This is a genomic window from Salifodinibacter halophilus (assembly GCA_012999515.1).
Classification (GTDB): domain Bacteria; phylum Pseudomonadota; class Gammaproteobacteria; order Nevskiales; family Salinisphaeraceae; genus Salifodinibacter; species Salifodinibacter halophilus.
In genome coordinates, this window is record JABEEB010000001.1 from 1,297,561 (window position 1) to 1,316,328 (window position 18,768).

At 61.6% G+C, this 18,768-nt stretch carries 19 protein-coding genes; 6 read left to right on the plus strand and 13 right to left on the minus strand.

Annotation, left to right across the window (positions count from 1 at the left end; genetic code table 11):
* Positions 1-15: 15 nt before the first annotated feature.
* The 5 genes from HKX41_05910 to greB are packed head-to-tail and all read left to right on the plus strand — an operon-like array spanning position 16 to position 3,047.
* A complete protein-coding gene (locus HKX41_05910) occupies positions 16-456 on the plus strand; it encodes a tryptophan-rich sensory protein (GenBank protein ID NNC23687.1) in 441 nt (146 codons plus the stop codon).
* Entirely contained in the window at positions 453-1,268 is an 816-nt protein-coding gene (locus HKX41_05915) for an SDR family oxidoreductase (protein ID NNC23688.1), read from the plus strand. Before HKX41_05910 ends, HKX41_05915 begins: the two co-directional genes overlap by 4 nt.
* Before the next feature lie 15 nt (positions 1,269-1,283).
* Positions 1,284-2,135 carry an NAD(P)-dependent oxidoreductase gene (locus HKX41_05920; GenBank protein ID NNC23689.1) on the plus strand — a complete coding sequence of 284 codons (852 nt, stop codon included), beginning with the start codon at positions 1,284-1,286 and terminating at the stop codon, positions 2,133-2,135.
* A 52-nt stretch (positions 2,136-2,187) separates the two neighbouring features.
* Positions 2,188-2,505 carry a hypothetical protein gene (locus tag HKX41_05925; GenBank protein NNC23690.1) on the plus strand — a complete coding sequence of 106 codons (318 nt, stop codon included), beginning with the start codon at positions 2,188-2,190 and terminating at the stop codon, positions 2,503-2,505.
* 53 nt (positions 2,506-2,558) lie between these two features.
* Positions 2,559-3,047, plus strand: a complete 489-nt coding sequence (gene greB / locus HKX41_05930; GenBank protein ID NNC23691.1) for a transcription elongation factor GreB — start codon at positions 2,559-2,561, stop codon at positions 3,045-3,047.
* Here the strand turns inward: greB and HKX41_05935 are convergent.
* The 4 genes from HKX41_05935 to HKX41_05950 all read right to left on the minus strand — a co-directional run bounded on the left by HKX41_05935 (position 3,023) and on the right by HKX41_05950 (position 7,756).
* Complete coding sequence (locus HKX41_05935; GenBank protein ID NNC23692.1) at positions 3,023-3,976, minus strand: HlyD family secretion protein; 954 nt, start codon at positions 3,974-3,976, stop codon at positions 3,023-3,025. The two genes, greB and HKX41_05935, sit on opposite strands and share 25 nt — an antisense overlap.
* Positions 3,977-4,118: 142 nt before the next feature.
* Positions 4,119-4,322, minus strand: a complete 204-nt coding sequence (locus tag HKX41_05940) for a DUF1656 domain-containing protein (GenBank protein ID NNC23693.1) — start codon at positions 4,320-4,322, stop codon at positions 4,119-4,121.
* On the minus strand, positions 4,312-6,429 hold the full coding sequence (locus HKX41_05945) for an FUSC family protein (protein ID NNC23694.1): 2,118 nt from the start codon (positions 6,427-6,429) through the stop codon (positions 4,312-4,314). The genes HKX41_05940 and HKX41_05945 overlap by 11 nt, the downstream gene beginning before the upstream one ends.
* Positions 6,430-6,478: 49 nt before the next feature.
* Positions 6,479-7,756: an MgtC/SapB family protein gene (locus HKX41_05950; GenBank protein ID NNC23695.1), complete on the minus strand. Its 1,278-nt coding sequence runs from the start codon at positions 7,754-7,756 to the stop codon at positions 6,479-6,481.
* 134 nt (positions 7,757-7,890) lie between these two features.
* Between HKX41_05950 and HKX41_05955 the strand changes: the two genes are divergently transcribed.
* Positions 7,891-9,078: an MFS transporter gene (locus HKX41_05955; GenBank protein ID NNC23696.1), complete on the plus strand. Its 1,188-nt coding sequence runs from the start codon at positions 7,891-7,893 to the stop codon at positions 9,076-9,078.
* A 23-nt stretch (positions 9,079-9,101) separates the two neighbouring features.
* Here HKX41_05955 and HKX41_05960 read toward each other — a convergent pair whose 3' ends face one another.
* The 9 genes from HKX41_05960 to HKX41_06000 all read right to left on the minus strand — a co-directional run bounded on the left by HKX41_05960 (position 9,102) and on the right by HKX41_06000 (position 18,764).
* On the minus strand, positions 9,102-9,854 hold the full coding sequence (locus HKX41_05960; GenBank protein NNC23697.1) for a glucose 1-dehydrogenase: 753 nt from the start codon (positions 9,852-9,854) through the stop codon (positions 9,102-9,104).
* Positions 9,855-9,911: 57 nt separating this feature from the next.
* A complete protein-coding gene (locus HKX41_05965; GenBank protein ID NNC23698.1) occupies positions 9,912-10,838 on the minus strand; it encodes a hypothetical protein in 927 nt (308 codons plus the stop codon).
* A 5-nt stretch (positions 10,839-10,843) separates the two neighbouring features.
* Entirely contained in the window at positions 10,844-11,839 is a 996-nt protein-coding gene (locus tag HKX41_05970) for a hypothetical protein (GenBank protein ID NNC23699.1), read from the minus strand.
* Complete coding sequence (locus tag HKX41_05975; GenBank protein NNC23700.1) at positions 11,829-12,551, minus strand: hypothetical protein; 723 nt, start codon at positions 12,549-12,551, stop codon at positions 11,829-11,831. Before HKX41_05975 ends, HKX41_05970 begins: the two co-directional genes overlap by 11 nt.
* Before the next feature lie 11 nt (positions 12,552-12,562).
* Positions 12,563-13,660 (minus strand): nucleoside-diphosphate sugar epimerase, encoded by a 1,098-nt coding sequence (locus HKX41_05980; protein NNC23701.1) that lies wholly within the window; start codon positions 13,658-13,660, stop codon positions 12,563-12,565.
* Complete coding sequence (locus tag HKX41_05985) at positions 13,653-16,109, minus strand: hypothetical protein (protein NNC23702.1); 2,457 nt, start codon at positions 16,107-16,109, stop codon at positions 13,653-13,655. Before HKX41_05985 ends, HKX41_05980 begins: the two co-directional genes overlap by 8 nt.
* Before the next feature lie 72 nt (positions 16,110-16,181).
* Complete coding sequence (locus HKX41_05990) at positions 16,182-17,123, minus strand: lysophospholipid acyltransferase family protein (GenBank protein ID NNC23703.1); 942 nt, start codon at positions 17,121-17,123, stop codon at positions 16,182-16,184.
* Between the two features lie 65 nt (positions 17,124-17,188).
* Positions 17,189-17,965, minus strand: a complete 777-nt coding sequence (locus HKX41_05995) for an aspartyl/asparaginyl beta-hydroxylase domain-containing protein (GenBank protein NNC23704.1) — start codon at positions 17,963-17,965, stop codon at positions 17,189-17,191.
* 40 nt (positions 17,966-18,005) lie between these two features.
* Complete coding sequence (locus tag HKX41_06000; GenBank protein NNC23705.1) at positions 18,006-18,764, minus strand: SDR family NAD(P)-dependent oxidoreductase; 759 nt, start codon at positions 18,762-18,764, stop codon at positions 18,006-18,008.
* Between the last annotated feature and the right edge of the window lie 4 nt (positions 18,765-18,768).

The window sequence follows — 18,768 nt, forward strand, 5'->3', positions numbered from 1 at the left end:
CCGGGCTTATCCTGCCTGCGCGCGGCCGTGATCATCACACTTGCTGTTGGTCTGGCATCGAGCACCGGTTCGCTGTTCCCGCCCGGACCCTGGTACGCCGGGCTGACACACCCGTTGGGCACGCCACCAGCTACCGCCTTCCCAATTATCCGGACATTAATGTATGTCGCCATGGCCGTCGCCGCTTGGCTGGTCTGGCAAAGTGCCGGCTTCGGCCGCGCCTTGGCGTTATTCACGCTGCAACTGGTGTTGAACGCGGCGTGGATGCCAACCGCCTTTGGCGCTCATCTACTGGAGGGCTCGGTGGTGGTGATCATCGCCCTCTGGCTGACATTGGCAGCAACCATCATCGAATGCTGGTTCGCCAACCGCGCCGCCAGTATCTTACTCTGGCCATGTCTCGCGTGGATCACCTACGTTGGATACCTGGCTATCGGCCTGGCGCTTTTAAATTGAGTGCATTCGCCGCACGCTACGGGCCGTGGGCGCTCGTTACGGGCGCGTCGTCGGGCATCGGCGCCGAGTTCGCACGCCAGATCGCCAGCCGCGGCGTCCACGTCGTGCTGGTCGCGCGCCGCGCCGAACGCTTGGCGGCACTCGCCCACGAAATCGAAGGACGCGACGGCGTGCAGACATTGGTCGTGGCCGCGGATCTGACACAGGATAACGCCGTGGATACCGTGGCCGAGCGCATCGGTACGCGTGCCATCGGCTTGCTCGTGAACAATGCTGGCTTCGGCCGTTCGGAACGTTTTATCGAGCAGCGCGAACACAACTACGACCGCATGCTGGATTTGCACTGTCGCGCACCGCTACTTCTCACACACCGCTTTGCTTCACCAATGGCCGAACGCAGGCACGGCGGCATCATATTCACGAGCTCGACCGCCGGTCTTATACCCACCGCGCGTCTGGCACATTACAGCGCGACTAAATCCTGGGGCCATTTCATGGCACAGACGCTGCACGCCGAACTACGCCACGATGGCGTCGATGTGCTCTCGGCCTGCCCTGGCCCAACGGATACCGAATTCTTCAACGACGGCGAATCCCACCCCAGTAAAGGGTCACGCATCATACGCTGGCAGATGACACAGCCATCGGACGTTGCCCACGCCGCACTGGCCGGACTCGGGCGCACCACGGTTGTGATCCCCGGCCTGTCCAACAAACTCATCGTCGCACTGCTGCGATTGGTTCCGGCGCACTTTATCGGCCGCCTGACCGATCGCGCCATGCGCAAGGTCATGCAAGCTCGACATTCTTAAAACTGGCAGATGCTTATGAGCACATTGAGCAACAAAACGGTCGTCATAACCGGTGCATCCCGCGGCATCGGATTAGCCATCGCCGAACGCGTCGCCGCCGATGGCGCCAACGTCGCGGTTCTGGCCAAGACCGATGAACCGCATCCCCAGCTTCCCGGTACCGTGCATACCGCGGTCGAAGCCGTCGAAGCAGCCGGGGGCCATGGGTTGGCCGTTGTCTGTGACATTCGCGACGAACAACAAGTCGACGACGCCGTGGCACACGTGGTCGACCACTTCGGCGGTATCGATGTGCTGGTCAATAACGCCAGCGCCATCTCACTGACCGACACACAAAATACGCCGATCAAACGCTTCGATCTGATGCACCAGATCAACCAGCGCGGTACGTTTCTGGTCAGCCAGAAATGCGTCGAACACCTAAAACACGCGGACAATCCGCATGTCCTCACCCTCGCACCGCCACTCGACATCCAGTCCAAATGGTTCGAACCGCATGTGGCCTACAGCATGGCCAAGTACGGCATGAGTCTCTGCGTCCTCGGCATGGCGGCCGAATTCGCCGACGACGGCATCGCATTCAACGCGCTCTGGCCACGTACCGGGATCGCCACCGCCGCAATCGATCTGATCGGCGGCGCCGAAATGCGCCATGCTTGTCGCAAGCCCACGATCGTCGCCGACGCGGCCCACGCAATCCTGACGCGCGACAGCCGCGAGTTCAGCGGCCAGTTCTGTCTCGACGATAACGTTCTGTTCGAGGCAGGCGTGCGCGATTTCGATAGCTACGCGGTGACACCCGGCGCCACACTCTGGCGCGATATGTTTGTGCCGGACGACGATAAGCCGCCGTCCGACAAAGGCTAAAGCGGAGCCTATACTGGGCGGCCGAAAGTTTCACGCACATCACTCGGACAGGATGAGCACGGTAACAACACGTTTTTTCCACCAGGACGGCAAGACATTTTTCCGGGCCGACGGCTACGACAAGCTCGTCATGGAGGCGATCGTCGCGCCACGCTCAGTCGAGGACGACGACCACATCGGCCTGCACGTGACATCGATGTGGTTGGATGAGCTGGATGGCCCCGCCGATGTCGAGGTCCCGCGCGACGCGCTCGTAGATCGCGACCAATTCACGCAATATATGGGCGACCACGCCCACTTGATGATTCGATTCCTCGGCAACCGGCGTCAATTCGACGCGTTCGTCGCCGACGAATTGGGCGTCAAGTAATGCGACATATCGCTCCGACGCAAGATCAAACCACCAGCCTGCTCTGACACGAATTGGCCCAGCGCGACTACATAACCCGTGCCGGCTGGCAGACACTGGCCGCCGAACTGGATAACCTATGGCGTGAGCGACGCCCGCACGTTGTGCGTGAGCTCGCGGCCGCGGCCGCCGAAGGCGATCGCTCGGAAAACGCCGAATACATCTACCGCAAGAAAGAACTGCGCGAGATCGACAGTCGCATCCGCTATCTACGCCGGCGGCTAGACGCGCTCACCGTAGTCGAACCGCAAGGCACTAGCAGCGACCGTGTCTACTTCGGCGCCAGCGTGGAAATCCTCGACGATGCCGACACACACCAGCGATACCGCATCGTGGGCGCTGACGAAACGAATGCGGCCACAGGTGCCATCAGCATGCACTCCCCCGTCGCACGCGCACTGCTCGGCTGCCAAGTCGGTGACGAGGTCGTGGTCGAAACCCCCGGTCAGCGGCGGTATCTATCGATCGAGTCCATTAGCTACGACGATACCGAAGCATCGTGACTCGTCGGGCCGCCGCCCGCAGTCTCATTGTCGTTTTGATTGCTGTCATCGCCCGATTTGACGCGTACGGTCGCGGTCATACCGATGCTTAGACGGCCCACTTTGTCCGGATGGTCGAACTTGATCTTGACGGGGACGCGTTGCGCCAACCGAACCCATTGGAACTTCGGCTGCACGTTGGGTAGATTGCGCTCGCCTTGGGCGTTATTCGCCACCGCGATGCCGTAGGCGATATTCGCGACGTGTGCAGGTAACGCTTCGTCGCGCGACATGAGTGTCACCCGAGCCGAATCGCCGATCTGAATGTTGGCCAGTTTGGTTTCCTCGAAGTACGCGGTGACATGGAAAGAATCCGCCTGCACCAGCGTTATCGACTTACCACCTTGTTGGACGTAATCACCGCCATTCAACTGAAGATGGGTCACGTAGCCGTCCACTGGCGAACGTACGGTAGCCCATTCAAGATTTTGTTTGGCCTGTGCCAGTTGCGCTTTGACTGTCTTGATCGACGCTTCGGCCGTACGCGCTTTCGAACGTGCGAGCTGGATTTTTTGCTTGGATACCGCTCCCTTGGGCAAATTCGCAAGTCGCGCCGCATTTTTACGATCGTAGACCGCCTGTGCCTTGGCCTTCGAGAGTTGTGCTTGGCGGCGCGACACCGCGTGCTTGAAACGGGTCGGGTCGATCCGAAACAGCAGATCGCCCTTGTGGACATAACTATCATCATCGACGGCCACATCCGCCACGGTGCCGGCGACATTCGGTGCAATGTTGATGACGTTCGCCTGCACACGTCCATCGCGCGTCCACGGCGCATAGATGTAATGTTGCCAGGCGAACCAAGCAGCCACGCCGGCAATCGCGACGATGGCAAGCGTGGCGGTCACACGGCTGGCAGTCACCAGGCCGCTTTTTATTTTCGAAGCCATGAATCAGCTGTTATTGCAGATAAGTCAGGGTTTCCAATCATTATGGACCGAGACGGCACTTGCCGCGAAAGCCAGCGCCGTCGGCATAGAGTCCGCCCGGCCGAACCAGCGATACTTTTTGCCGAACTGCCACGCCACACGGTTAAGGTACCAACCATAAAATAAGCGCCGCCGCGATCACAGCGTAGACAGCCGCGCCTGCCAGTGCCGGGTGCCAGAAAGCACGATAGACCCAGATCCTCGACAACAGTCCGCGTAGACAAAAATAGACGACTGCGGCGCCGGCGAGACAGATTAGAAGAACAGGCAGATAAACCCCACCGATCTCGATCTGCTCAAGTTGCATGGGCGAGGTCCTCCTCGGCCGAGCCCGTTAATTCTGGATCGTCGCGTGTCGCAGCGTAATCTGCAAGTGCCGAAGCCAACAGTGCCGCACCGACGGCCGCCCGAACACCATAGCGGCGACGGCGACGACGCTTAAACGCGAGCGCTTCCGCCAACAAATTGTCGGCCAACGCGTCGATATCGTTTCGCACCTTGGCCACACGTGCCGGCGAGGGGTAGCTGTGGGCAAAGAGTTGCTGCAATTCATCCAAGGTCGAATGCATCGAGTCTTGCGCCTGGCGGGTGAACGCGGCACGTCCTGCGAAAAGCATTAAAGTACGTGCTTCAAGCCCAATATTGGCGGCCGAAAACGCGGCCTGCCGGGCATCCGAGTGAATTGCCCCTTGATCCGCGTTGACGGGTAGTTGCTGAATGCGTTCGTAAACGCGCGTCTCGAAATGTTCGCGCCGTTCGCCAAATCCGCGTGCCAGTTCGCGCAGGATGTGGGCTGTGCGCTCACGCAGCAATGCGCGCGGCGAGATTGGCAACACCAGCTTAAACGCGACAAGCGCCACCAATACGGCCAGACAGATGCCCATGAACGTTTCGGCAAAGCTGACAAACGTCTGCCGAGCGCCGTTGGCCGGATGGACCAGGAGCGCAAAGATGACCAACCCCACCCGGCCAATCAGCGCATAAGCCGGTGTCGCCATCGCCAGCGCAGCAACAAAAACCACAGGCAGAATGACGAGCATCAGGCTCGCATAGCTATTCGCCAGCGGCAGTAGCCAGAAGTTCACTATGAATGCCACCGCACCGGCGATGCACACGGCGACGCCAAAACCGCGCGCGCCAGCCTCCGGATTATCGCCAAGCGCGAACAGCGTGGTTAAAACCGATAATAAAACCATGGTTCCGGCTAGTGCGGGATCGGCGTGCGTGGCCCAGATCGCGGCCCCGGCCGCCATCGCGATGCCGGCCCGAAAGGTGGTCCGCAAACTACCGCGAATATGGGTCGGTGCATCGAACTCCGACGTGCCGTGCGTGTCAGTCCGCCCCACGCGTTCGTACAACAGCATTTCGTGTTTGACCACGGCTGCCCGCATCTGGTTGGCCAGATCGAGAGCGCGGCTAATAACCACCCAGTCGCCGATCGATCGCGGCCGCGAGGGCGTATGCCATGCCCACCGCTGTATGCGTTCATAAGCGCTTCCAAAGGCCGCTTTCAAGGCATTGGTGTCGTTTGGGTCCTGGTTTAGCTGGTCCGCTGCCTCGGTCAGCTCTGCCAACGGCCGCCGGTCGACCGGACCACGCGACCGCCGGAGATATGTATGCAGCGAGGCCATCTCGCTGACAAGCGACAACAACTCGTAGTTCAACCGACGCGCCATACGTTCGTGTTGATCGAAGCCAGGTGCGTCGAAACGTGCATAAAGCCGCGTCTGTTCCAAGTTGATCGTCTTGGCGATCAGACCGAACCAACTCGCACTGGGCGAGTGGCTGTGCTCGCCTTGCTCAGCATCATCATTATCGGCGTCGGTCGCCTCCGACGCCGAGCGTGCACGTTCGGCCAAAAACCCACCGAGTGCGCGCATCGCCTCGACACGGCCGTGCAGATATTTGCGCGCCGTCGTGCCCGGCGCCAGCAATACACTGACTGCGGCCGCGACCACGGTCGCCAGCGCGGTTTCCGCAGTGCGCGCCATCGCCACCGAGAATACGGTTGTCGGATCCCCCATCGCACGCACGCCGATGATTGCGGTGACATACCCGGCCAGAACGAAACCGTAGGACAGATTGTTCCGGAACAGACTGGCTAGAAACACCATGGCGCTGACCCAACCGATCAGCGCGAATGAGAACAGCGTATAACTCTGAGCGAAAAACGCGATCAGCATGATCGACACGATGCCGGCAACGACCGTCCCGACCAGGCGCGCGAAGCCACGCACCACCAGATATCCGGGCAGGGGCTGGATCAGGATCGCGATATTGATAAACGCCCAGTAGGCATTATCCAGCTGCAGCCAGAATGCCAAATAGAGAACGAGCGCCACCGATACGCAGGTGCGAACGGCGAACGATAGATTCTCCGAGCTAGGGGCTAGCAACCACTGCAAACGCGCCATCTGCGTATTATCTAACGAGCATGGAGTGTGCGCAGCCTATTCATTGGCATTAGCCGGCAAAAATCAGCATCGCGCATGCGATGAGCACCCCGGTCGCGGCGACGCCAGCCGCCGACAGCACCACGATAATACCGAGTCGTCGCCCGCCGAGGCTGTACGCGACCAGCCCCTTGAACATAACGCCCGAGGCCGCGGCGATCACCAACGCTCGAACCGCCACTTCGGTCGGCAGTGTGTTCTGCGCCAGCCCGGCGATGGATAACGTCGCCGCGGTGAGGTTGGCAGCCCCCGCCACTATCGCGACCAGATTGATACTCCAGACACCCAGCAGATGTTCGGCGGCTGCACTGGCTAGCGTGATAACAACGACCAGCAGTGCGAACTTGAGTGTCTCGCTAAGCTGAAACGGTGGGCCCATGCGTCGGGGCGCGCGCACGGATTTATGCGCAGACCGCCACTGCACCAGCAACGCGATCATGATTGCGACGGCAGTCATAACGCCGAGTGGCACACTGGCCGCGCGCACCAGCGCCGGCGTCACGAAAAGCGTGATAACGACAATGCGCGGAATACTCACCGCCTGTGCGATGACGATACCCGCTCCCAACACGCCGTCGAGTCCGACCGTACGTTTGGAAAGCCGCGCGAAATGCAGGGTCAGCGCGGTTGATGAAGCCAGACCGCCAAATATGCCGGTCAACAGAATGCCACGCCGATGGCCGAGAACGCGCACCGCGAAATGCCCTGCAAACGAGATCGCGCCCACCACCACGACCAGCAACCAGATGCGATACGGATTGAGTGCCTGCCACGGGCCGAGCGCGCGATCCGGCAGCACAGGCAACACCACGACCGATATCATCAAAAGCTGCAGCCCGGCGATCAACTCGTCGCGATCGAGCCGCTGGAGCCAGCGGTGCAGCTCGGGTTTCAACCCCAGCAACATGGCCATCACCACACCACCCGCGGCCGCGACGTAAGGCGCCCCGGTGGCCGCTAACGCCGCCAACCCAAATGTGGCAAACGCAGCCAGCTCGCTGGTGATGCCGTAACGATTATCACTCTGTGCGGCGAGAAAATGCGCCGCAACCAGGATTACAGCCAGCGCCACGAAGCCGAACCCGAGCACGATCGAATCGGTGCGCGCCGACAACAACCCCAATACACCACCAGCCAGACCGATGACCGCAAACGTTCGCAGCCCGGCCACACGCTCACCGGCTTCCGCTTCACGCTGCTGCCAGCCGCGCTCTAGCCCAATCAACAAGCCGATGGCGAAAGCCACCGCCAGATTACGGTAAATCTCCAGAGAGTTCGCAATATCCATCGGTTTAGAATAACGTCCAAGGCCAGCCGGTAACGCTAGCACCACGCTACGGAGTCGCAGCGCGACCGGGCCAACGAAAGATTTGCTGACATGACGCCATCATCAAAAGCGCGCCGCTACACAATATAGCGGCTATGAGCGAACACAAGTCCAAGCGATTGCCAGACGAGGACACCATGCGCGCCGCTGATGTTGTGGCCGCAGTTAATGCCTCAGTGTTGTCAGCACTGCCCATATTCCTTGTTGCAGCGTTGGCCGAGCAGATCCGCGCCGCACTGGATTTCGGTGTTACCGCGCTAGGCGTGTCGTTCTCGATTTATTATCTTAGTGCGGCGCTGACTTCTGTCCCGGCCAGCCGCGCGGTCGAGGCCATCGGTGGGCTGCGTTCGATGCGCCTCGGCTCGCTTGCAACGGGCGTCCTGCTACTGGCGTTCGCCGCAGCTGTAACCGACTATTACGGCTTAATCGTTCTGATGGTGCTTACCGGAGCGGTCAGCGCCTCCCTGCAGCCGGCTACCAATCTGTTCCTCATTCGACGCATACCGGATCGACGGCGCGGCATGGCCTTCGGACTCAAACAGGCGGCGGTCCCCGTGGCCGTGGCACTGTCCGGGTTTTCAGTGCCGGCCGTGGCGCTGACCATTGGCTGGCGATGGGCATTCGTCATTACCGGTGCAGCCGCCATCGCCACAGCCGTGGCGCTGCCACGCGCACAGACGTCATTGTCGGCATATCGCCGCAGCGCGCCTATTCCACGCCTCGATCGGCAACAGATGCGGCGGCTCCTCGTGACGACGATCGGTTTCGCAATCGGCATTTCCGCGGTGTCCGCATTGTCGTCGTTTACGGTGACCGCTCTCGCGGCGACCGGCCTTAGCCAGGCCAACGCCGGCATATTGGCTGCCTTGGGCGGTGTAATCGCCGGTGCGACTCGTGTGGCGGTCGGCTTCGGCGCCGACCGCAGCCGCCACACACATATGAGCCGCGTGATCGTCATGCTACTGATCGGCGGCACGGCGTTTGGCGCCGTCGCGCTAGCAAGCGCCGGTCTGACGGCCTTGTTACTGCCAGCGCTGGCGATCGCGTTCGCTGCTGGCTGGGGTTGGAACGGCCTGTTTAGCCTGGCTATCGCCACCACCTATCCCGACCAGGCCGCACGCGCGACCGGTGTGACGTCGGTCGGCGGCCGCACCGGCGGTGTGGTTGGGCCATTCGTGTTCGGCGTCGCCGCCACCCACGGTGGCTACCCGCTGGCCTGGTTGATCGCCGCGCTGGCCGCGCTCGCCGGCGCGATCATCATCGGCGTCGGGCACCGCCTGTAACTGCTCGCCGGTCGCGGCCCTAGTTACACACCGCCGTCGACATCCAACAGTGCGCCAGTCGTGAATGCGGCCTCGGTCAGATAGAGCACGGCATCGGCGATATCGGACGGTCGACCGACACGGCCAAGCGGCACACGGGCTGCGGCTGTTGTCGGCTTATCGGGTTGGCCACCGCTAGCGTGGATCTCGGTATCGACCACACCCGGGCGCACGGCGTTCACACGCACACCGGATTCAGCGAGCTCACACGCCAGTCCTTCGGTCAGCGTATCGATAGCGCCCTTCGACGCGCCATAGTCGACATACGTATGGGCGCCCCCCGAACCAGCGGCATGGCTGGAGGCCGAGCCGATGTTAACGATACTGCCACCGGCGCGGGCATCAGCACTCATATGATTGATCGCTTCACGCGCGCACAACATCGGGCCCACGACGTTGACCGACATCATGCGCTCGATACGCTCAGCCGACATCGCGACCAATCTCGAGGGAACGTCAACGATCCCGGCATTATTGACCAGTGCATCCAGGCGACCGAAATGGTCGACCACGCTATTAAAAAGCTGGGTTACCGCCGACTCGGTTGATACGTCGGCCTGAACCGCCAGTGCATGCCGGCCGTGAGCCTCGACTGCCGCGACAACCTGATCAGCGGCCTCGCGATCATGCCGGTAGTTGACGGCGACATCGAAGCCACGCGCCGCGGCTCGTTCGCTGATGGCAGCGCCGATACCTCGGCTGCCGCCGGTTACTATCATTACAGGCGCATTGGACATTACATTCTCCTTTGTGGCTACGGATGATCCGCTCGGTCCGTGCGGCAACGCGAGCGCTCACGATCCGTCAAGCGATGTGTCATAACCAAAAACCGGATCCAGGCGCGCGCGGATCATGTCGTCGACCCAATCGGCTTCGGCCGGCTCCAGATCGTCGCGGAAGCTGCCAACACGGGCGCGGCGGACTTTAACCGTATCCGGATCACCAGATTTTTTCTGCCGCAGCCCCGAATTCTTGAAATAGCGCTCAGATTCCAAGCGCCGCAGGTTGTCAGCTCCGGCGAAATCGACGGCTTCGTCGATCAGCGTGTCGTCGACGTGCTCGCCGAGGTGTGCCATGACCCGCGCCAACGTTTCGGCCGGCGCGGTATGTAAATCTTCGTAACGCACAATCAGGCCATGCGGATGCTCGCGCATGCGCGCCGCCCACTGGTTGTGATACCGGATAAGCGCCGGCAAGCCGATTTCTTCGTTGGCGATGAAAGCGGCTCGCGTGATCGAACGCGGATCAATCGGTGCGGCCATCTCGGCTGCGATCAACTCGCGCTTGCGCGCGGTAATCCGACGCGTGAATTGGTGATACCACGAGACCGCAATATCGCCCGGGTGACGGGCCATTAGCATCAGCGCGCGCGGCTGGTCAGACACAGCCAGTGTGTCGAGTGTTTCGGCCACCGCCGACTCATAGCTGTAGTGCCCATTGGAGAACACGAAGCGCGGCAGGCGCGAATCGAGGCGCGCGAATTCATCGGACTTAACCACACGACGCGTTTCGAGCCCATAATGCTGCTGATAGACGCGAAAGATCATGGCCCGCAGCCAAGTGCCGCCACACTTCGGATGAACCGCGGTGACCACATCGGCACGCTTTGTCAGCTCCGAGTAGTGGTGAGCCAACCAGCGGCGACGCAGGCCCGTCCGAGCGCGCGCGGGTAAAACCCCGGTTGCAGCCACGATCGCAGCGCGCCGGTAACGGTCAGGCAACACGGCTAACGGCTGCGCCAGTCGCGAAACGCCTGACGCGCGCTGGCCACGGGTGAAACTGGATTCCAACGTGCGCGTAGGCGCTGCCGATTCACGGCATCGAGTTCGGTGAGCACCGGCGCCAGATCGTGTACTGCCGCGTTCAACGCCGACCAATCACGCCAGAACGCCGCATCCAGCGCGCGTTCGTCGCCGGCCACAGCATCGAGCATGGCATAGCCTTCGGTGACCCAGCGGTTGACCCCCGGATCGGCGGCCAGATCGTCGCGCGTGTAGCGCGAGCGCGGTCGATCAGCCTGTACAAACGCCTCCGCATAGTCATCAATAGCCGACGCCTCGGCAGCACCGATCGGCAACGATAGATCACGCGCCACGCGCCGGAGCTGAGCCTCGGGGTCGGCGATCAGGCGGTCAAAATCGACCACCGAAACCGGCGCACCGGCGATGCGATCGAAATACGGCACGACATTGACCAGCCATTCAAGATCGCTCCATGCCTGATGGCCACGCATCGGATTCAGCCGTGCCCGTGAACGGGCTACGCTCAGTGGGTTGCGGAGCGCCACGACATAGCGCGCCTCGACCTGCATGCGGTCTAAAAGGTCCTGCCAAAACGGCAACGTGCGCAGGGTACGCCCGTATTTGAACCCCCACAGCTCCGAATTGGCGAAGCGCCGGGCCAACGTTTGCGCCCCATTGGCGGCCAACGATTCGACGGCGGGCTCACGCCAAACATCGTCGCCCAGCAACGCGAGATTGTGGCCACGGATACCCAGTGTCTTTTTCAAGCGCTGGGCGATGGCCAACACATCGCGGTCCTCGAAAAAACCGGTCGGATTCTTGCCGCCGGCCGCGCGCTGCTTGTTGCCCAGGTCGACGCCGAGTGCGGTCAGCCCTCGTGTCAGCGCACTGGTACCACTACGCCCTGCGCCTAGGACGACAACCGCGGTCGCGCGGTCGGCATCGGTTGAAGCGTGCGCAGAACCTGCGTCAGGTGTCACGCCGAGCTTCGCCTTTCAGCTTGCCGGCGGCGGTCCGGATACCGGCGCGCAGCCGATCATTGATGACCACGATAAAAACCTTACGGTAATACCCTTCGGGGCAATTGACTTCGCGTACGCCGTGCCAGGAACGCTCCTGGCGCTGGAACAAAAGACTATAGTTGCCGATACTCTCACCGGCATAGGCGCGATCGAAATCTTCGAACTCGGGCGCCGACTTGCGCGAGAAACGGCCGTTATCGTCGAGAATGACCGTGTCGCCGCCCCAGTCCGGATTCCAAACTTCAGGCGAGCTCAGATAGAAGATATGCGAGCCGAGCTTGCGCGTGGCATCACAGTGCGGTGACACAGATGCGCCGTTGGGCGCGTAATGCCAATGAAAATTGAACTTGAAACGCCCCCGGCCGAACATGCGCTTGATGAAGTCGTAGTAGGCGCCGCCTTTGAGTTCAGCCACAAAATCGTGCCATGGCTGTGCAACGTCGATGTCTTCGCTGTATTCCAGCGCGTAACGGTCATGGGGTCGTTGGCCATGCGAGCGTTGCTTGCCGAAACTCGGCGTCATCTGATCCGTTGTCGGAAGGTTGTTCATCAACCGCTCATAGCCGGCATCGGTCAAAAGGCCGGCCGGGTTCATCCACGGAAACGGATGCGTATTCTGAAACTCACCTTCATTCAGTGCAGCGAGACGATCAAGATCGAGATATTGCATAAACGGCTCTACTATTTGTCCTGGCCGGAGGTTACCGCGTGCTGCCCGGATTGGCGACCCTCAACCAGCGCGCGGGCGCGGGCTGCAGTGCGACCAAGGTCGTCCGGCGGAACGGCCAACATCGGGTCATGATTGACCAAACCACGCGCGTACAAACCGGCGTGAAAGGCATCGAAATCGCGTTTTGGCTTATACCAGCCATTGGCCACTAGCCACCGACCAAGCCAAGTCCGCACTTGCGATTTATGCCGGGCGCCGGTCAACGAGCGATCGAATATGCGAACCGGCCGCCCCATTTGACATGCTTCAGCAGGCATCGATGCACTATCAGGTGTAACTACGAATTTGTCGGCGTGCGCCAGTATTCCCAGATACGGGTTATCCGCATCGTTTGACTGCCAATTGTAGCAGTAGGCCGGCACCGTTATCTCCTGCCAGAGTGCGCGCGCGGCTTTGGGCGGCGTTCGCCGGCTGGTCGTGATCAGGACGCTCCCGCCCTCTTTTTGCGCCTGGGCATTGATATCCTGGCCGAGACGCGCCGCGGTATCCGCGTCGAAACGATAACTGGAACTATCGCCGCCAACCAACACGCCGATCTGTGGGCGCGGCAATTCGGTGAACGCTGGCGCCCATTGTTGCGCCGCGGCTGCCAGCGCTTCTGGATCGACATGATTGAGCGGCAATGTATTGGTCACAACATTCGGTGCCGACGGTAGCTGGTACTGCGGCAGCGTGACGACGAGATCAAAATACTCGAACGGCGCCTGAGTGTGTAGCAGATGTACCAAGCGGGTGCGCCCCCCGGAGGCGCGCTTGATCCAGCGTGCCACCGGCGCCGAGCGCCTCGAAGCGGCGATCACGAGGTCGGGCCACGGTGGCTCGATCGGGTCGGATCCCTGCTTGTCGACCGACACTAGCGAGGCGCCGAGAAGCGGGTTGGGCAGCCGATTGAGCGCGTTATAGACGATGGTTTTGGCCACATAAGGCCAACCCACAGCCCGCGCCAGCGCATGCATCTGAGCGTTCCCACCCGCGCCATAGCCAAGCAGAACCCAGACGCGCGGCGTGTCGAAATCCGAGTCCGAAACCGCCGCCGTATCGCTAGCCATTCGTGGCCAGTCGCGTCGTCGAATCGGCATCCGACCCTGCCTCTGGCGCCGTTTCAGCGTTGACCAGAAGTGCGCGTATACGGCCGGCAAGTCGCTCGGTCTCCTGCCACGGCGGCGGTTGCCAAGCCACAAGCTCGGTATCGATCATACGAGCTACGCCAGCCTCGATTAAAGCGTTGTGCAGTGCGTACGTGTCGCGGCGCGGCAACAACCACCGGCGGTCAACGATGCGTGCACAAAGATATTGCAGGCCTTGTTGGGGGCGTTTCGAGCCGCGCGCGTTATAGCGGTCGGTATTGGCTTGGCGCACGACCCAGTCCGCCAGCCGCCGCCGCAAGCCAACCCGGCCCTGCGGCGGCAACGGCGCGATATACACCGGCTTCTCCGTAGCCACGGCTTCGGCGAGCATGGACTCACTTTCACCAGTGACCACGACGATATCAGCACTTGCCAGATAGCCGAGATATGGATTGTCGGCGTCGGTATAGTTGCCCCACGGCACAAAGCAGGCCTCACGGCCAAGGCTGTTGCGCAGCGCGTCAGCGGCCGCACTGCGTGTGCGTCGACTGGTCAGCACCGCCAAACCACCCCCTGCGGTATCGACCTGCGACTGGATGTCGGCGCCAAACGACGCCGCAGTCTCGGCATCGAGCGCATGTATCGCGCTATCACCGCCGACCAGGAATGCGACTTTCGGGCCACTGGCATCGGGGTAAAGATCGGGCCAGCGCTGGCGCGCGCTGGCTAGCCGGTCGGCCTGTGCCTTGCACGGCGGCAGCACGGTCTCGATCTGGCGCGGATGGGGCGGCAAATTGAAATGCTGGCATACCACGGCCACATCCTCAGCTTCGCCGACGCGGCCGCCACGCCGCCCCAGCAGAATCAGCCGTGTCGCCGCCCGGCTGTGGCGCTGTATCCAGCGCGCCACGAGCGTCGGCGCCCAACCGGACGCAATAACGACTTCCGGCCATGGAGATTTGAGATCGCGCAGTGCACCGAATGTGCCCAAGCCGACGCGCGCCGCGGCCAACGCAGCCAACAGCCCCGGGGTTGCCCCCTTGATCTGTTTTGCGTCGTGCGGCCAATCGAGTGCATCCGCCAGTCCTTCTGCCTGACTGCGATGCCCCGTCTTGAAATGCTGTAGCACCCAGGTGCGCGGCTGTTCGCGAAGCAGTCGACCGCCGCTCCAGCGAAACACTGTGTCCGGCCGCAACCGGTTGGCTTGGACCACAATCAGGCGCCAATGGCGATCCGGGAAGCGCCGGCCAGCGGCGGCCAATTGCTGATACCACCAGTCCGGGTCGGCCGGCGCGCTGCGTTCAGCTCGTTCATCGAGATGCACCGTCACGGCCACCGCACGCCGCGCACGTGCCAACAAGGCATCGAGAAGCCACGGCATATCGAGATCGGGGAACGCAGCCAGACCGTCGACCAACACCACATCGGCGGCCGTCGTGGCAGACCGATCCGCAAGGTCGGTCGGACGCATCTGGGCCAATCGGCCACTATCGACGCCAAGCGCAGTTGCTAGCCCGGACGGCTGCTCCAGTCCCACGTAGCAGCCGTCAGGTTCGCCCGACACAGCGGCAACGTCAGCAATCAGCCGACGCCAATCCGCGCGACGCCCGGTGGCACTCGGTGTCTCCAACTCCTCGTCTTTGATATCGGTAAAGCCCGACGTCGGTGCCGCTGCCGTGAACAGTTCGAAACCCGCCGCATCGGCTTCTCCTTCGATCCGGTTCCAGATGCCGCTCGCTGGATTCGCCCCGTAGACATAGTCGCGCGGCTGAGGCCGCCACGGTTGGGTGTGAATCGTGGTGTAGTGGATCAGATGGGAACGATGCGGATCGTATTCGGCGTCACGAGCGTTCCAGCCGCCATCGATCGCCCCCCAAAGCTCAGCGGCGCGCATACGACTCTCGAGGTCGCGGTTCTTGGTATTGCGCGCGCTCTCGTCGTTCCACATTTCGGCCATGCGCTCGCAGTCGATCAACATGACCGACGTATCGCGGTCGTTGATCGACAGCACGCCCTTATCGCCCATGGGCAAATCGAACAATTCGGCCGGATCGCGCAGATAGATCTGGTCGGCATCATTGTAGATCGCGCGACCTTCACGCCCGGCCAGATCGGGAATTGCAAAGCGATAGTTGGTGAAACCGGTCAACCAGAGGCGGCGCTCAAACCCCGCCAGATCCTTCATCAAATGGATCTCGTACGTGCGCGCCGGATCGCGGACGCGTTCGATCGACCACACGAACGCCCGTTCGGCCCGGAACTGAGCGGACTCGGTACCGAGATAGATACGCACGGGCGGCTTATCGCTCGGTGTCACATCCGATTTCGGCGCCAGCGTAATCCGAAGCGTTTGATTGACATTGGCCGCTGGTCGGCGGGTCGCGCCCCGACCGAGATAAGTGGATAGAACACGCAGTGAACGAATTGCCATACCGGCGTACTCATAGAGCCTCGATTTGAGGGCGCATGATACGACACGCCGACTGCGACGCTAAAATCGTCGTCAGGTTTCGATACCGAGCTGTCGATAGACTGGCCGGTTCCAGCGGCTCTTGAGACACAGCCACTCGCCGGGTCGTTCATGTATCCAGTGTTCGAACACACGATTGATCTGGTGGGTCATATCGTGGACACGCTCGGACTGGACCGCGTCCGGATCGGACGCCACGATCGGCGCGAAAATGGTTACGCGGTAACATCCACCGGACACCCGCTCCCCCAGCACCGGCACGAGATCGACGCCGTAGCGCTCAGCCAGCCAGGCGGGACCGGTGTTGGTCGGCGCATCGTGGCCAAAAAACGGCACGTCGGGGGCGCCCTTCAGGCGTGTGTCGGCGGTCATACCGACGGATTTCCCCGCGCGCAGTGCGCGTATAAACGAAAGCAAACCGCCACGATTGGCGACCAGTTCGCTTTTGTAGACGCCGCGCAGTTCGTTCAACTGAGCATCGACATAGGGGTTACGTTCCGGCGAATAAATCACCGGTATTTCCAGATTGAAATGGCGCGCGACCAGCGGCGTGAACTCCCATGCGCCGACGTGTGCGGTTACAAACACCGTCGGCCGATCGGAACTCGGCTGGTTCGCGCCGGGCGCCAACTCGAAAGAAACGCGACCCGTTGCCCAAATCTTGTCGAGATGGGCCAGCTCGGCCATCGCCTGACCGAGGTGGCCGAAGGTGCGTCGGACGTAGCCGCGTATGACGCGCGGCGACGTATCGGCAAACGCTACGCTCAGGTTGCGACGCGCATTTTTGGCGCGACGGTTATACATACCCAACGCGGCGAACGATTTTTCGGCCAGCCACCGGCCCGCCCGGAACGGCAACCAACGGAACACGCGCAGACCAGCGCCGATCAGCGCCGCCTCGAAGCGCCATATCCACCGCCGAACTTTATCCGATAGGTTTAATTTACCGGCTGGCACGAAGTAGAAATCACCCATCGGTGGCCGAGATCATCCCTTGCCGATCCGATCGGCTGTCGCTAACGACGTGTTTGTGTCGTCGATCACCCGCCGTCGGTTGCCGTGGCCTGGCGATAGCGTTTTTCCCACTCGGCCTGGTTGGCGAGCGCGTCCTTGTAGTAAGCCGTGCGTTTCAGCGCGGCGATCATGGCACGCGACACAGCACGACCGGGCGCCCGCATCGGCCGCTCAATGTCGAACAACAACACCGCGCGTTCGCTGTCGGTCTCGTTCCAGACTTCATGCTTATACGTGTCGTCGAAGAAAAACATTTCGCCCTCGCGCCAGATACACGGCTGGCCGTCGACTTCGATCCGACAACGCTCCTCGCGATCCTCGGGAATCCGGAGCCCTAGATGGCAACGCACCAATCCTTTGGTGACACCGCGATGTCGCGGAATATGCTTACCTGGCCCTAATACCGAGAAAAATGCGTTCGAGATGCCCGGGATAGAAGCCAATGCATTGGAGGTTTCGGGGCACATCTCGGCACCGAAATCGAGTTGCTGGCCGAAAGCGAACAACATGAACGTCTTCCAGCGATTATCGGTCGAGATCTTGGCCTGGTCGGGGCTAATCTCTTGGAAGCTGGGGAGCGCATCCCGGCGCTCCAAAAGTTTATCCAGCTCGGCCTGAATCGTTGGCCATTTGGCGCGCAGATCCTCAGCCCAAGCAAAATGCTTGTTATCGATAACCGGTTCGTCCGGTATGAGCGACTGCTGCGACAGAAAACGCAAAAGCCCACCCCGGAAAAGTTTCTTACCGGTTTTCTTGATGACCTTGCGTCGAAAATTCGTCGTATCCCCGGCCTTGGTTGCCATAACTGCCTCGTTGATTTTTCAGCGGCTAACATGCTGGCTTCTAGCCAGCGAGCCGCCGTAGAACATAATTGTAAACCGGGCGCGGCAAAACGCGCAGAATTACGGTCAGACCAACCAATACGGCAGGAAATGCGGCCACCGCAATACGTCTGTCGATAGCGCGTTCGATGCGCGCCGTGGCATGCTCCAGCGACATGCGAAAGGGTTTTTTGCGCGACCCGGTCTTGCTGCGCCCCTTGGTATCGACAAAACCGGGCTCGATCAAGGTTACGTCAATCGCCTCGCGCGCCAGTTCAACCCGCAGGCTGGCCGCGAGCCTGGCCACACCCGCCTTGGCCGCCGAATACGCACCCGCACGCGGCAAGCCGAGCCGGGCTGCCAAACTGCCAATCATGACAATCTGGCCGCGCCCGCGCCGGCGCATCGCCGGCAGAACAGACGCGACGCTATTGGCCGCTCCCAGGAGATTAACCTCGACGATAGCGTTAAACACCTCGGCATCGAATTCTGATGCGCCCATGCGCTGCCCGCCGCCAGCATTGGCCACGAGACAGTCGACCGGGCCGACCTCGGTTTCGATTTCAGCCACAGCAGCGGCCATCGCGCGCGCATCGGTCACATCCACAGCGCGCGTGATTGGCTCGCCACCGGCGGCACGAACCGCTTCAGCGGTTTCCGCGAGCGACTCGGCACGGCGCGCAACCAACGCAAGCGCCCCACCACGTCGTGCGAGACGCAACGACAATGCCCGGCCGATGCCGGAGGACGCCCCCGTTATAAGGGTGACGGATTCGCTCATACGG

Coding starts and splice junctions, on each gene's coding strand:
- HKX41_05920 (NNC23689.1), top strand. CDS start 1,284: ATGAGCACATTGAGCAACAAAACGGTCGTCATAACCGGTGCATCCCGC.
- HKX41_05925 (NNC23690.1), top strand. CDS start 2,188: ATGAGCACGGTAACAACACGTTTTTTCCACCAGGACGGCAAGACATTT.
- HKX41_05935 (NNC23692.1), bottom strand. CDS start 3,976: ATGGCTTCGAAAATAAAAAGCGGCCTGGTGACTGCCAGCCGTGTGACC.
- HKX41_05940 (NNC23693.1), bottom strand. CDS start 4,322: ATGCAACTTGAGCAGATCGAGATCGGTGGGGTTTATCTGCCTGTTCTT.
- HKX41_05945 (NNC23694.1), bottom strand. CDS start 6,429: ATGGCGCGTTTGCAGTGGTTGCTAGCCCCTAGCTCGGAGAATCTATCG.
- HKX41_05950 (NNC23695.1), bottom strand. CDS start 7,756: ATGGATATTGCGAACTCTCTGGAGATTTACCGTAATCTGGCGGTGGCT.
- HKX41_05955 (NNC23696.1), top strand. CDS start 7,891: ATGAGCGAACACAAGTCCAAGCGATTGCCAGACGAGGACACCATGCGC.
- HKX41_05960 (NNC23697.1), bottom strand. CDS start 9,854: ATGTCCAATGCGCCTGTAATGATAGTAACCGGCGGCAGCCGAGGTATC.
- HKX41_05975 (NNC23700.1), bottom strand. CDS start 12,551: ATGCAATATCTCGATCTTGATCGTCTCGCTGCACTGAATGAAGGTGAG.
- HKX41_05980 (NNC23701.1), bottom strand. CDS start 13,660: ATGGCTAGCGATACGGCGGCGGTTTCGGACTCGGATTTCGACACGCCG.
- HKX41_05985 (NNC23702.1), bottom strand. CDS start 16,109: ATGGCAATTCGTTCACTGCGTGTTCTATCCACTTATCTCGGTCGGGGC.
- HKX41_05990 (NNC23703.1), bottom strand. CDS start 17,123: ATGGGTGATTTCTACTTCGTGCCAGCCGGTAAATTAAACCTATCGGAT.
- HKX41_05995 (NNC23704.1), bottom strand. CDS start 17,965: ATGGCAACCAAGGCCGGGGATACGACGAATTTTCGACGCAAGGTCATC.
- HKX41_06000 (NNC23705.1), bottom strand. CDS start 18,764: ATGAGCGAATCCGTCACCCTTATAACGGGGGCGTCCTCCGGCATCGGC.